The sequence below is a fragment of the Aeromonas sp. SG16 genome (genome assembly GCF_024436135.1).
In the GTDB taxonomy this organism is placed as follows: Bacteria; Pseudomonadota; Gammaproteobacteria; order Enterobacterales; family Aeromonadaceae; genus Aeromonas; species Aeromonas jandaei.
In genome coordinates this window covers 24,047-37,965 of sequence record NZ_JANFNW010000006.1, presented here as the reverse complement: position 1 = coordinate 37,965, position 13,919 = coordinate 24,047, and the positions used below count along the sequence as shown (strand labels likewise).

General features: G+C 60.2%; 8 protein-coding genes, 1 tRNA gene and 1 riboswitch. Of the genes, 3 read left to right on the top strand and 6 right to left on the bottom strand.

Annotated elements, in window-relative coordinates:
• Nucleotides 1-36 precede the first annotated feature (36 nt).
• Entirely contained in the window at nt 37-1,566 is a 1,530-nt protein-coding gene (locus tag NOM67_RS14635) for a cyclic diguanylate phosphodiesterase (protein WP_255938247.1), read from the bottom strand.
• A 266-nt stretch (nt 1,567-1,832) separates the two neighbouring features.
• On the opposite strand from NOM67_RS14635, the gene NOM67_RS14630 reads away from it, so the two are divergent.
• Entirely contained in the window at nt 1,833-2,738 is a 906-nt protein-coding gene (locus tag NOM67_RS14630; RefSeq protein WP_104014027.1) for a TIGR01777 family oxidoreductase, read from the top strand.
• 90 nt (nt 2,739-2,828) lie between these two features.
• On the opposite strand, the gene NOM67_RS14625 is transcribed toward NOM67_RS14630, so the two are convergent.
• Together NOM67_RS14625 and NOM67_RS14620 are read right to left on the bottom strand one after the other, a co-directional pair.
• Nucleotides 2,829-5,276: an ABC transporter permease gene (locus tag NOM67_RS14625; RefSeq protein ID WP_255938242.1), complete on the bottom strand. Its 2,448-nt coding sequence runs from the start codon at nt 5,274-5,276 to the stop codon at nt 2,829-2,831.
• A 36-nt stretch (nt 5,277-5,312) separates the two neighbouring features.
• Nucleotides 5,313-6,008, bottom strand: a complete 696-nt coding sequence (locus tag NOM67_RS14620) for an ABC transporter ATP-binding protein (protein ID WP_255938241.1) — start codon at nt 6,006-6,008, stop codon at nt 5,313-5,315.
• 56 nt (nt 6,009-6,064) lie between these two features.
• Here NOM67_RS14620 and NOM67_RS14615 point away from each other — a divergent pair, with 56 nt between their 5' ends.
• Nucleotides 6,065-6,676: an arylesterase gene (locus tag NOM67_RS14615; protein ID WP_156853050.1), complete on the top strand. Its 612-nt coding sequence runs from the start codon at nt 6,065-6,067 to the stop codon at nt 6,674-6,676.
• A gap of 93 nt (nt 6,677-6,769) precedes the next feature.
• On the opposite strand, the gene NOM67_RS14610 is transcribed toward NOM67_RS14615, so the two are convergent.
• Both NOM67_RS14610 and NOM67_RS14605 read right to left on the bottom strand, forming a co-directional pair.
• On the bottom strand, nt 6,770-7,714 hold the full coding sequence (locus NOM67_RS14610) for a chemotaxis protein CheV (protein WP_033112748.1): 945 nt from the start codon (nt 7,712-7,714) through the stop codon (nt 6,770-6,772).
• Nucleotides 7,715-7,854: 140 nt separating this feature from the next.
• Nucleotides 7,855-10,881: a glycosyl hydrolase family 18 protein gene (locus tag NOM67_RS14605; protein ID WP_255938240.1), complete on the bottom strand. Its 3,027-nt coding sequence runs from the start codon at nt 10,879-10,881 to the stop codon at nt 7,855-7,857.
• 116 nt (nt 10,882-10,997) lie between these two features.
• Nucleotides 10,998-11,086, bottom strand: a riboswitch (cyclic di-GMP riboswitch).
• Nucleotides 11,087-11,381: 295 nt separating this feature from the next.
• On the opposite strand from NOM67_RS14605, the gene NOM67_RS14600 reads away from it, so the two are divergent.
• Nucleotides 11,382-13,568, top strand: coding sequence for an ExeM/NucH family extracellular endonuclease (locus NOM67_RS14600; RefSeq protein ID WP_255938239.1), 2,187 nt, complete (start codon nt 11,382-11,384; stop codon nt 13,566-13,568).
• Between the two features lie 168 nt (nt 13,569-13,736).
• On the opposite strand, the gene NOM67_RS14595 is transcribed toward NOM67_RS14600, so the two are convergent.
• Nucleotides 13,737-13,812 (bottom strand) — tRNA-Ala (locus NOM67_RS14595).
• Between the last annotated feature and the right edge of the window lie 107 nt (nt 13,813-13,919).

Here is a 13,919-nt window from a genome sequence, read left to right as displayed (position 1 = left end):
GTTCGCTGGTTTTTTTATGCCTTCACTTAACCACAATCAGCCAAACAAGCTCTTGCAAAACTGCGCCATCGGCATGGGGCGACCATAGAGATACCCTTGCAGATAGTCGACATGGCGATCCCGCAGATAGTCCGCCTGCGACTGCTTCTCGACCCCCTCCGCGATCAGGATCAATTCAAGCCGTTTCGCCAGATCAATCACGTTCTCGACGATATGGCTGGAGAGTGCATCCGTGCCAATCATCTCCACAAAGCTCCGGTCAATCTTGATGGCATCGACCTGAAACTGTTGCAGATAGGTCAGACTGGAGTGACCGGTGCCAAAGTCATCGATGGAGATCAACACGCCCAGCTTGCGCAATTCGGCAAACATCCGTGCGGTTGTCTCATCGGCCACCAGCAACTCCCGCTCCGTCAGCTCCAACCCCAAATCAACAGGATTCTCCTTGAAGGCGTCGAGAAACGCCTTGCAGTCAGCCAACAGGTCGAGATCCTGAAAGTGTTTGGCGCTGATATTGAAGCAAAAATGAAACTTTGCTGGCAGCTTGCCGGCATGAGGGGAGAAGTGGTCGCGCACCTCGGCCATCAACAGACTGGTCATGGGAACAATCAGCCCGCTATCTTCCGCCAGCGGGATAAAGCGATCCGGCGGAATCATCCCCTGTTTGGGGTGCTGCCAGCGCATCAGCACCTCACAGCCACGCCACTGCTCGTCATCACCGGAGACCACCGGCTGCAGGTAGGGAATAAACTCCTCCTCGATCAATGCCCGTTTGAGCTCCTCCGATGGTGAGCTGCTACGCCCCATCAACCGGAATGTCCCCACGCCAACCAGCAACCCCAGCAGAGGGTAGAGCAGGATATGGCCCCAGGAGTGGCGCCAGGCGTGCTCAAGATAATCCTCTCGTGTCACCCGGGTCGCCACCTGATAGGGATAGCGGCTCGAAGAGAAGGCCAGATAGCCCGGCTCAGTTGCAGGCGGTACCCCTGCGACTTGTCCGCTACCAAACATGGCACGGGTGCCGACGATAAGCGCCATCGGCGAGTTCTTGCTGGAGATATCGAGGATATTGCGCAGGTAGTAACCATCGACACCAACCAGCACACTCCCCTCACCTGCTGCATGGCGAAATATCAGCAGAGGGTGATCTGGGGTAACCACATTGCCTTTGAGCAACTGCAAACGACCCGCAACATAACTGTTTTCGTCGAACACCCCGTCGTAATCGCCATAAAGGGATGAGCAGTAGATACGGCTGCCAAGCGCCAGATTGACGGAACGGACATCGGGGACGATAGCCGCCTGTTCTCGCAGCAGTTGCGCCGTATCCCTGCAGGGTTTACCCAGCATATCCTCTACATTGATCGCAGCCTGACGGGCATGATCCACGGTCCGGTCAAACAGGGTCAGCGAATATTGCAACCGCTGCTGGGCATCCTTGTTCACTTCCGACATGGTTTGCCAGGCCACTGTCAGTTCCCCCAGTACCAGTAACGCACCACCCGCGAGCAGGGCAGCAAAAAGCCTTGCACGCAGCTTGCTTGTTTTCAGACGATGAAATGGCATGGCTTACTCTTCGTATACAGGAGGTAGCTACAGAGGTAGCAGATGGCAGCCCGGGCCTTGGCCACAAGCAGTAGCAATGATAACGATTCAGTAACAGCCTCTCACATCACAAAAATCCATCAACAAAGGCCAAGGATTAAATGTATTGCCCGGCAGCAGGGAAAAGGCTCATCCATCTTGCTCCACCAGCCCGAGGTTGGCACGCAACTTGTCCATCGGGATCAGGGCCATTAGAGTAGAACAAACGACCGCAGGAGCGCGCAACGATGAAGATTCTGATTACCGGAGGAACCGGTTTTATTGGCCGCCGTCTGGTGGCCCACCTCAAGGTCAATCACGACGTGGTCGTCCTGAGCCGACAAGGCAGTCGCGCCTACTCCCTGCTTGGCCACGATGTCCAGATCATCGATAGCCTCGACAGCCTCGATGACCTCAACGATGTGGATGCGGTGATCAATCTGGCAGGCGAACCCATAGCCGCAGGCCGCTGGAGCGAGCAGCGCAAGCAACTACTCTGCGACAGCCGCTGGCTGCTGACCGAGCAGCTGGTCGACCTTATCAAACTCTCCACAACGCCCCCCAGGGTACTGATCAACGCATCCGCCATCGGCTGGTATGGCAGGCAGGGGGCAGAGCCCCTCGACGAGCAGTGCCGCTCACCCCATCAGGAATTCACCCACCAGCTCTGTCAGCAGTGGGAAACCTTGGCGCAGGAAGCCGGCAGCAAACAGACCCGGGTCTGCATCGTGCGGATCGGGCTGGTGCTCGGCATGGATGGTGGCGCCTTGCCAAAAATGCTGCCCCCCTATCGGCTCGGTCTTGGCGGCCCAATGGGCAGTGGCAATCAGATGATGAGCTGGATCCATGTGCAGGATCTGGTGCGCGCCATGCTGTTTCTGCTGGAGCACGAGGAGTGCAACGGTATCTTCAACGGCACGGCGCCTCATCCTGTCAGCAACCGGGAGTTCAGCCAGACCCTGGCTCGCACCCTCCATCGCCCGCACCTCTTCTTCGTCCCGGCGCCGCTGCTGCAACTGGTGATGGGAGAAGCAGCCGATCTGCTGCTGACCGGGCAAAACGTACTGCCCGCGCATCTGCAACAGGCCGGCTTCCATTTTACCTACCCGCAGCTGCCGCAGGCACTGACCGATCTGTTGCGAGAGACTCGCTAACACTTCTCGAACAGCCAAAACTCGCACAGCAATCAGCCCGACCACTGGTCGGGCTGATTGTCTCCAGCACCTGCACTCTCGAGGGCCTGATTACAATAGTCCCTGACCCAGACCACGCAACCGGTCGCTGAGGGTGCCCGCCAGCAGCTGGCGCCGCATTCCCTGACCGGCCAGGGTGACCAGCAGCGCCCCCATGGTTGGCAATCCGAGCCAGATGCGCCAGTGGAACTGCCACTGACCATCAAACCACCAGAACTGCAAAGCATAGGTACACAACTCCACCACCATGGCGGCACAGAGTCCGGCCAGCAAGCCGCTCGCCACCAGTTCCCAGCGCAACATCTTGCCAAGCAGCGTGCTGCCAGCCCCCAGAGTGCGCATCAACAGCAGTTCGCGCCGCCGCTGGGCCATGCTGGCCTGAGTCTGGGTCAGCAGCACCAGCAGCGCCGCCACCGTCACCAGCCCCAGCATCAGGGCCAGCGCCCGGCTCACCTGCTCCGAAACCCGGGTCAGCCGCACGATGAGATCATCCACATCAATCAGGCTCACCGTGGGATGGTGGCGGATCAGCCCTACCTCGGCGGAACGCCCCTCTGGCGGCAGCCGGTAGCTGCCGATCCAGGTGCGGGAGAAGGGGGCCAGCAGATCGGGTGAGAAGATCATGTAGAAGTTGGGCCGCATGTTGTCCCACTTGATACTGCGCAAACTGGTGACCCGTGCCCCGAAGCTGCGCCCCTCGATGGTAAAAGCGAGCATGTCCCCCAGCTTGATATCGAGTCGTTTGGCCAGTTCGCTGTCGACCGATACCTCGCCGGGGCCGGAGAGCCATTTCCCTGCCACCAGCTTGTTGTCGGCTGGCAGGGTCGTCGTGGTAGTAAAGTTGAGCTCCCGATCGACCCCTTCGCGACCACTGCGAGCCCCTTCCCCCACCGCATCACCGGCGATATGAGTCAGGCGCCCGCGCACCATGGGATAGAAGTCGGAGGTAACGGCGCCGGCTCCCGCCAGTTCGCTCAGGATCCCTTCCCGCTCGTTCTCGGCCACATTGACCAGAAAACGGTTGGGGGCATCGGCCGGTAAACGGGCGGAGAACTCCTCCAGCAGATCGTTGCGAACCGCCCAGAGCAAGCCAAACAACATCAGCGCCAGCGCAAAACCGGCCAGCTGGAACAGACCGCTGCGCCGCTCGCGCGACAGATGGGCCAACGCCAGCCGCAGGGCGTGCGGACCGCTCACCCGCCCCCCCAGCCGCAACATCAGGGAGGCCAGCAGAGCCAGCAGCCCCATCAGCAGGCCCATGCCACCCACCAAACCAAAGGCCAATCGAACATCGGCGGTGAAGCCCCACACCAGCGCAAACAGGCCGAGCAGACCAACCGGCAGCGCCAGCCAGGGGGGGATCCCCGCCTCCAGCTCGCGACGCAACACCCGCAGCGGCGGCACTTTCAGCAGCCGCAAGAAGGGGATAAAGGCGAGCAGCAGGGTGATAAAGAGGGCAACCGCCACACCCAGCGCAAAGGGGCGCCAGGAGGGAGGCGGCAGATCCGGTGGCAGCAACTCACCCAGCAGTTGCAGAGTGAACCACTGCATGATGGTGCCCGCCACCAGCCCCAGCAGGGCGCCGATCAGAGTCAGCGACAGCAACAGCCCGCTCATCAGTTGCCACAAACTGGTGCGCGATGCCCCCAAGGTCTTGAGCAGCGCCACCATATTGGTCTGGCGCTCGGCAAAGTGACGTACCGCTATGCCCATCGCCAGCGCGCCCAGCAGCACGCCGCAGAGGGACGCCAGCCGGAAGAAGCGCTCGGCATTGACCAGCGAGCGGCCCACCTGGGATTCACTGTCATCGGGGGTGATCCACTTCTGCCCGGCCTGCAGCTGAGGAACCAGCCAGCGTTCATAGCGGGCCAGCGCCTCTCGCGACCCTTTGAAGAGATAGCGCCACTGCTGACGACTGCCCGGCAGCAGGGCGCCGGTCGCCTCGATGTCGGCGCTGTGGATGAGCGCCCGCGGCGCCAGCAGGAAGGGGCTGAAGCCCTGATCGGGCTCCTCGCCAAGCAGACCAGCCACCTTGAGCACCGTATTGCCCACCTCCAGCTCATCCCCCACCTTGGCCGTCAGCAACTGCATTACCCGGGCGGAGAGCCAGATTTCACCGGGGGCAGGAGTCCGGGCCGGGGTCAGTTCCAGCTTGCCGTAGAAGGGAAAACCGTCGGGCACCGCCCGGATGGAGGCGAGCTGCAGCGCATCGCCGTGAAACAGCATGCTGTTGAAACTGACCGTGGTCTGCAACGCCAGACCATCTTTTTGTGCCTGCAGCAACCAGCCATCCGGAACCGCAGTGGCGGTGCGCAGCACCCGATCCGCCCCGATAAAGTCGCGGCCCGATGCCTTGAGTCCCGCCTCCAGCCGATCTGCCACCAGCGCCACGCTGAGCACACAGGCCACACTCAGGGCCAGCGCCAACACAAACCAGCGCAGCTCGCCGCTCCATCCTTCCCGGCGCAGCAGTCGCCATCCCAATCGCCACTGCATCATCCCTGACCACCTCCGCTCACTCGCCTGCCCCCTGCGTTACACCACGGCATGACACACCTCGCGCTCCAGCCTGCCTGCCGCCATCACCAGCTGACGCTGGCACCGACTGGCCAGCTCTTGGTCATGGGTCACCACCACCAGAGTGGTACCGTGCTTGCGGTTGAGTTCAAACAGCAGCTCGATCACCTTGTCACCAGTCTTGCTGTCGAGGTTACCGGTCGGTTCATCGGCCAGCAGCAGGCTGGGCCGGGTCATGAAGGCGCGGGCAATGGCCACCCGCTGCTGCTCGCCACCGGAGAGCCGTGGCGGCATATGATGCAGACGTTCGCCAAGCCCTACCGCCGCCAGCAGTTCACGGGCTCTTGGCTCACAATCCCGCTCACCGCGCAGCTCGGCGGGGAGCATCACGTTCTCGAGCGCCGTCATGGTCGGGAGCAGCAGGAATGACTGGAAGACAAAGCCGATCTGCTCGGCGCGCAATCTGGCCCGCCCCTCCTCATCCAGCTCGCCGAGTGACTTGCCGAGAATTTCGATGGAGCCAAGACTCGGCAGATCGAGCCCAGCCAGCAATCCGAGCAAAGTAGACTTGCCTGACCCGGAGGCGCCGACCAGTGCCACCGTCTCGCCGCTATTGACTTGCAGATCGATCCCTTCAAGGATGGTGAGGCTTTCCTGGCCGAGGCTGACCGATTTGCCGAGGCCCTTGACGACAATAATGGGGGTTGAACTCATGCTCGATATCCTTTGTCCCAATCCCTTGATGGCAATCCATAGCGGGAGTTGAATTGATGGTGCGTATTCTGTTTGCCTTGTTCGTTGGCCTCGGCAGCCTGCTCTCGTCGGTTCAGGCCCAGACTCTGCTGGTGCTCGGCGACAGCCTGAGCGCCGGTTATCAGATGCAGGAGAAGCAGAGCTGGCCTGCCCTGCTTGAACAAAAATGGCAGAACGAGGGGGGCGAGCACACCCTCATCAATGCCAGCGTCAGCGGTGAGACCACCCAGGGCGGACTGGCGCGCCTGCCTGCCCTGCTGGAACAGCATCAACCGGACTGGCTGCTGATCGAACTGGGGGGCAACGATGGCCTGCGCGGCTTTGCCCCTGCCATTACCCGCCAGAATCTGGCCAGCATGATTGCCCTTGCCAAAGAGAAACAGATTCAGGTCGCGCTGACCCAGATCCAGCTGCCCCGCAACTACGGAGCCCGCTATCTGCGCCAGTTCGAGCAGATCTTCCCGGAACTCGCCGAGACCAACAAGCTGCCCCTGCTCCCCTTCTTCATGGATGATATTGCGCTGCGCCCTGAACTTATGATGAACGATGGCATTCACCCTACCCCGGCGGCGCAACCGCAGATCCGCGACAAGGTGGCCCGCTTCATGGAACCACTGATGAGCCGCTGACACCTTGGCAACAGGCGGTGTTATATATACGACGGCAGATAAGCAAACATCCCGCCGAGGCGGGATGTTTCGCATTGCTAACGGTATGGCGGGTTACTTTTCCAGTACCTGACGCAGCCGCTCCTGCGCCACGCCGACCAGCAGGTCCGGCTGGAATTTGGAGATAAAGCGGTCACACCCCACCTTCTTGACCATGGCTTCGTTGAAGTTGCCGCTCAAGGAGGTATTAAGGGTGATGAAGAGATCGGCCATGCGCGGATCGCTGCGCACTTCGTGGGTCAGGCGGTAGCCATCCATCTCCGGCATCTCCGCATCGGTGATCATCAACAGGATCTCGTTGGTCACCTTCTTGCCGGCATCGCACCACCCCTTGAGCAGGGTCAGTGCCTGCAAGCCGTCCTGACACTCGATAACCTCGAGCCCCAGCTGCCCCAGCGTCTCGCGTACCTGATTGCGGGCAGTGCTGGAGTCATCGACGATAAGCACCTTGCGGCCATGCATCTCGGGCAGAATATCCCGATCCAGCACCTCTTCGGAGATGCTGATGTCGTAGGTGATGATCTCCGCCAGCACCTTCTCCACATCGATGATCTCGACAATCTGATCCACCCCGTCTTCCGGAATGCGAGTAATGGCGGTGAGATAGTTGGCGCGCCCGGCCGAGCGCGGCGGCGGCAGGATATCCTTCCAGGTCATGTTGACGATGTTGGCTACCTGGCCCACCAGAAAGCCCTGAATGGTGCGGTTGTATTCGGTGATGATGAGGTTGGATTCGCTATCGACCGGCATGGGACGCATGCCGATGGCGCTGCGCAGATTGATGACCGGGATCGAGGTGCCGCGGATATTGGCTACCCCGCTGATATTGTGGTGAGAGCCCGGCATCTTGTTGAGGTGCGGCAGCTTGACCACTTCTCGCACCTTGAAGACGTTGATGGCAAACATCTGGCGGGTGCCGAGACGGAACATCAACAGCTCCAGGCGGTTTTCCCCTACCAGCTGGGTTCGTTGATCAACTGAATCCAATATACTCGCCATATGCTGACATCCATCTGATTATTAATCGACTTCTATTATAGAGGCTGCCTGCCAGGAAAGGCAGACGCATTTTCAACCAGATCGACCATGCAGATAAAAAAAGTGAGGCCTAAGCCTCACTTATCTCCTTGATTTAAAAATCAATAACTACAGACAGACTTCCAGCTGCCATCGGTGGTCTTGGGTTCACTGCTGGTCCACCAGTTGGCCTGCCACACCACCTTGTTGTGGGTGATGCGATCGCCTGCGTTGGCATGATCCCCTTGCGGCCAGGTCGGGTAAGCCTTATAGGCTGCCGGATTGATATTCTGGCTGCTGCAGGTCGCACCGCCCTCACCACCGCCCGAGCCCAGTACGGCCTCCGGCAAGGTCGGGAACTCGGCCTTGAGACCCGCGGTCTGGCTGCCGCTGATGATACGGATGCCACTCGGCACGCCAGCGGCCGGCAGATAGTAGGTCATCGCCACTTCCACATCGCTGCCCGGCGTCCAGGCTTTCCAGGTCGGCAGCGTCAGAGCCACCTTGTGGAAATCCTTCTCGTTGGCAATGCCATCGGAGTTCTGGTTGCCTCCGCTCTCCACCACTTTCAGCCCCATCCCGCTCTGGTCGGTGATGGTGTCAGAGGTAGAGGTGGGCACCAGGAACTCGATGCGGGCACCGCCCGGAATGGTCTGGGTCGAGTTGTTGGTGAGCTTCAGGGTCGGGTTGATCGGATAGTTGGAATCACCCTCCTTGAAGCCGGAGAGGCTCACCGCGATGTCGAGCTGGGCCGCCGGAGCTACCAGATCGTTCTGCTTGGTGTTGTACTTGGTCGCCTTGGCAAACTTGTCGTAGGCGAGCGTGGTCAGGGTATCCCCCATGCCGTACTCTTTTTTCACCGGATCGTAGGCGTAGTCACCCGCCATCTCCCAGAACATCACGCCACCCAGACCACGATTGACGATGTAGTCGAGCTTGTGACCCATGGACTCCTCATCCTCGGTGGAGAGGAACACCTTTTTCTCCTCGTTCCACAGCCAGGGGGCATGAGCCTTGTCGTCGTAGTAACGGACATACTTGCCCTGCATCACATGGGCCGGGTTGTTGGGATCCAGACCCCAGGCCTGACCGTAGCTCGGCATGGTGATGATCCCCAAATCGGCTGCGTGCTCCAGGTTCTTGGCATGCCACATGGGGACGGCGCCCCCGCCAATCTCCTTGCCGTTCTTGTCCAGATCGTGCCAGATGTTGTCGATGCCGACCGCCCCGTTACCGCACGGAATGGTGCCGCCACCGGTACCCGGCTGGCAATTACTCTGGCTCGGCAGTGCTGCCTTGCCGCCCAGACCGTGGGTGCCACCGCTGACCCCCTGCCAACCGCGAGTGTAATAGGGCACACCCACGTTGATCTTGCCGGCAGCCAGCGCACCACGGAAGTAGTGAGCAGACCAGGCAGCGTTGAGGTAACCGATTCCACCAAACTCTTTCTGGGTGTAGACGCCCCACTGCGCCAGCTCGGCGTCAGCCTTGTTGTCAAACAGGGCGGCGTTGTGGCCAACAAAGTGGTTCCAGGCACCATGGAAGTCGTAGGTCATCAGGTTGACATAGTCGAGATACTGGGTGACCTGGAAGTTCTCCATGCCGCGCAGCAGATAGGCGGAAGCTGGCGAGGCGATGGTCAGCATGTACTTGCGGCCATCCTCGCTGCCCGCCGTATCCAGCTTGCTGCGCAGGGTCTGCATCATCACCTTGTAGTTGGCAAAGAGCTTGCTGCGGCACTGGTTGGAGAGCGGGAAGTCGTTGGGGTTGCCCGCATCCTTCATGGAGGTGGGATATTCATAGTCGATATCGACCCCGTCAAAACCGTACTGACGGATAAAACTCACCGCCGACGTGGCAAGCGCATTGATGCCATCGGTGTTGACCGAGCAGTCGCCCTTGGTGGTAGCGGTGTAGAAACCGCGCGTATCGGCCCAGCCCCCGACCGAGATCAGGGTTTTCACGTCCGGATACTGCTTCTTGAACTTCGACAGCAGGTTGAAGTGCCCCTTGTAGGCGAACTCCGGATCCATCTCGGCACCCGGCACGCCATCCCAGGTCATCTTGGTCGCCGAGTCATCCACCTTGATGGTGTGGCTCTGCTCGTCTACCGCCGCGAAGGCGTAGTTGATGTGGGTGATCTTGCTCCACGGAATGTCGCTCACCAGATAGGCGGGCAGGCCATTCTTGCCGGTGCGCCAGGAGGTGAAGTAGCCGATGACCCGGCGGGCATGGTCATCCCCCATGCACTCGTAGCCATCAGGACGATAGATCTGGCGGATATCGCAGGAGAGGTTGCCACCGGACGGTGGCAGCGCGGCCTCCTCGACAGTGACGTTCACTGCCGCCGACTCGCCAACCAGATTGGTCTTGTCAGTGGCCACCAGCTTGAGGGCGGCACTGCCCTTGGCATCGGGTGTCCAGTTGACCTGCCAGGGGGCGGCATTGTCTTCCCCTACCTTCTTGCCATCGACAAACAGCTCGACTTTGGCCACATCGTTGTTGGCATCGGTGACGTTGCCGTTCACCGCCACGCTACGACCCAGCGTCACCTTGGCACCGCTGGCCGGGCTGCTGATGCTCACCTTGGGCGCCTCTGGCGCCACCACGGCAGCAACGTTGAAGCTCGAATCCGCCTCGCTCAGTACCTTGCCATCCTTATCCAGCGCCCGCGCTTTCAGGGCGTGCGCCCCAACGCCCGCAGCACTCCAGCTGGCGCCCCAGGGCGAGGCGCTGGCCGTGGCAGCAAGCTTGCCGTCGATAAGGTATTCCACCCGAACCAGCGCCGTCACCGGGCCACTCAGGGTCACCGCCAGCGCCACGCTGGCACCTTCGTTGAAGCTGGCACCGGCAGCCGGAGAGCTGACGGCCACGCCGAGCGCCGGTGGCGGCACTTCACCGCCGTAGAGCTTCCAGGCATCCGCCCAGACCACCCCGACACCGGGTTCATAGTGATAGGGTGATGCCCCGCACCAGCCCGAGTAGGGGAACTCTTTGCATTCATATAGAGCGCCGGCATTGCTGACGATGTCGCCGGCTTTGTAGGCAGTACCGGCCTTGTAGGCGGGATAGGCTGCCTGCGCCCAGGCGGGCATGGCAGCGATGGCCACCAGCACGGCAAGCCGGCTGGGCCTCAGGAACTGTTGCATATTGTTATCTTCCTTGTTTTGTCTTGGCATTGGTGACCAAGGCAAAGCACAAGCGCAACCTGCGTGAAGGGAGGGAGACTACCGGCCATGGACTCGCCGCACACTGCCTCTTCACCCGGGGAAACCCCGCTATCTGGATCATCGTCTGATCGGAAGACCGGAGGTATTGCGTCCCGGCATTTCAACCGGTTTGCCCTTTACCTGGGTTCCGTGAGGAACAAGCCGAGTATAGAAAGCATGCAGCCGAGTCTCAATCTTCATTCTCGGAGAAAAATATGTGGTTGCCAGCGGGATCACACTTTCCCACCACGCCCGTTGGTAATTGTTTTGTCATTAATTTCAGAGTGTTAGCCAGATCAAAAAACACCCATGCAATCTCATTTGTATCCCTATAATGTGCGTTGGCTCACTGGTGTGACATGCCGAAAATGTGACAATGCGCGCCCCTGGTCAGCGACCAGGACTATGGAAACACTGGCACAAATAAAAAAGGAACACATATGAAAGGTACTCGCACCCTGCTGTCTCTGGCCGTGGGGCTGGCCCTCGCAGCCCCCGGCGCCCACGCCGCCTTCGTCTGCCCCGCCGATCCGGCGCAACTCACCCCCATTCCGACCATTCAGGGAACAGGCTCAGGGAGCCAGTTCGCGACCGACACGGTGACCGATAAAAACGGCAACATCACGGGAAAAATCAGTCCGGGTACCTTCATGGTGCGCGGTGTCGTCACCACCCTCGGCCAGAGCCTGACCAAAGGCTTCTATCTGACTGATCCAGCGGGAGATGGCAACCCGGCCACCTCGGATGGCATCTTCGTCTATCTCAATGACAGCAAACTTGCGACCAACTACCCGGCCCTCAAGCCGGGGGCTGAAGTCTGCCTCGAAGCCAGGGTCGAGGAGTACTACGGCGGCACCCAGCTCAAACCCACCTTCGAGGCCAACAAAGCCCGCCTGCAGGTCACAGCACAGGGGTTGACGGTGCCGACCAGCGTATTGCAGGTCAATGAAGGGGAGACGCTGGCGCAGGCACTCAATCGCCACGAAGGGATGCGGGTACGGCTCGACAGCAGCAGCGATCTCCACCTGACCCGCAACTACGGTTTCGACTACAAGGTTTATCGCAACAACGTCGAGCTATCCCACAAGGCGCCGCTGCTCAAGCCGACCCAGCTCCATGTTGCCAGTAGCCCGGAAGCGGTCGCTCTGGCCGCCAAAAATGGCAGCAACCGGCTGGTGGTCGAGTCTGATTACAAGGCGCAGGATGGCGTACTGCCCTGGTTCCCGGGCTGGGATGCCGATCAGGGCTATCTGCGTATCGGTGATCAACTGACCGGGCTGGAGGGGGTCATTGTCTACAACAAGGATGCCTTCCGTCTGGTAGTGCCGAGCGATGTCACCCTGAGCGCCGGCGCCCTGCTGCGCACACCGGAAGATGACCGCCAACCGGCCCCCGCCCGGGCCCGTGGCAGCAATCTGCGGATCGGCAGCTTCAACGTACTCAACTACTTCACCAGCCACTCCAGCATTGGCGGCGCACTCAACGTGCTGTGCAAAGATCAGGCAGATGCCGACAGCGCCAAGGGGTGCAACCGTGGCGCCAAGAGCCAGGTCGACTTCGAGAAGCAGCGCACCAAGATCGTCAACGCCATCACCGAGATGGATGCCGACCTGCTCGGCCTGATGGAGATGGAGAACAATGGTTTTGGCGATAACTCCGCTATCAACAATCTGGTGACCCGCCTCAACGAACAACAGAAGGATGCGAGCAAGCGCTACGCCTATATCCGCCTGCCAGCAAGCCTGCTCACCAGCGAGAAATTCTTCGGTGGCGACGCCATCATGGTAGCCATGATCTATCGCCCTGCCCTGCTCACCCCGGCCAGCGAGGCGAGTGTCATCCGCATGCCGGAGCAGCGCTATACCACGGGGGACGTGGCCAAAACCGCAGGCCAGCGCGATTCACTGGTGCAGAGCTTTACCGTCACGGGCAACAAAAATCCGCTGACGCTGGTAGTCAACCACCTCAAGTCCAAAGGCTCGGGCTGCTATGAAAACGGCGATGGCAAGACAGAACCGGCCGACCTGCAAGGCAAGTGTACCGAGTTCCGCGTGAGCGCGGCCAAGGTGCTGGGTGAAGCGGTCAGCAAGCTGCCGGGACAGGTGCTGCTGGTGGGTGACTTCAACTCCTACGCCAAAGAAGATCCGATCCGGGTGCTGACCGATTACAACCCGGCTGCCAGCGAGCGCAAGATTGTTTCGGCCTCCCATACCTTTATCGGTGACCAGTCCTATGAACAGCTCGGTCGCGAGGTGACTCGCAGCTATGGCCTGATCGATCTCAACGTCAAGTTCAACAAGGAGAAGGCCATCTCCTACAGCTATGACAGCGAACTCGGTACCCTCGACTATGCTCTCGCCAATCCGGCGCTGGCCAGCAAGGTGGTGAATGTGGCCGACTGGCACATCAACTCCTTCGAGAGCAACCTGTTCGAGTACGGCAACCAGTACACTGGCACCCTGCTGAAATCGGACAATCCGTTCAGCGCCTCCGACCACGACCCCATCATCGTCGATCTGAAAATGAAGGGTCATTCCGGCAAACCGGACCACGGCTCAAGTGGCGGTGGTGCACTGGGGCTCGGCCTGCTGGCCCTGCTGCCGCTGGCCTGGCGCCGTCGGCGCTAACCGGCAACCCGCTTTAAAGTAGCCAAAAGCCCGCGATACCCGCGGGCTTTTCTGTTTTGGTCATTTGATTTACAAATGAAAGGCAGGAAAGTATGGGGAAAATAAATGCCTGAGAAAACAAAAAGGCCACCGCAATGCGGTGGCCTTTTCTACTTTCTTTACGAAAGATGGTGGAGCTACGCGGGATCGAACCGCGGACCTCTTGCATGCCATGCAAGCGCTCTCCCAGCTGAGCTATAACCCCGATGTGTGTGAATGACTGACGTCACTCTGAATTTGGTGGAGCTACGCGGGATCGAACCGCGGACCTCTTGCATGCCATGCAAGCGCTCTCCCAGCTGAGCTATAACC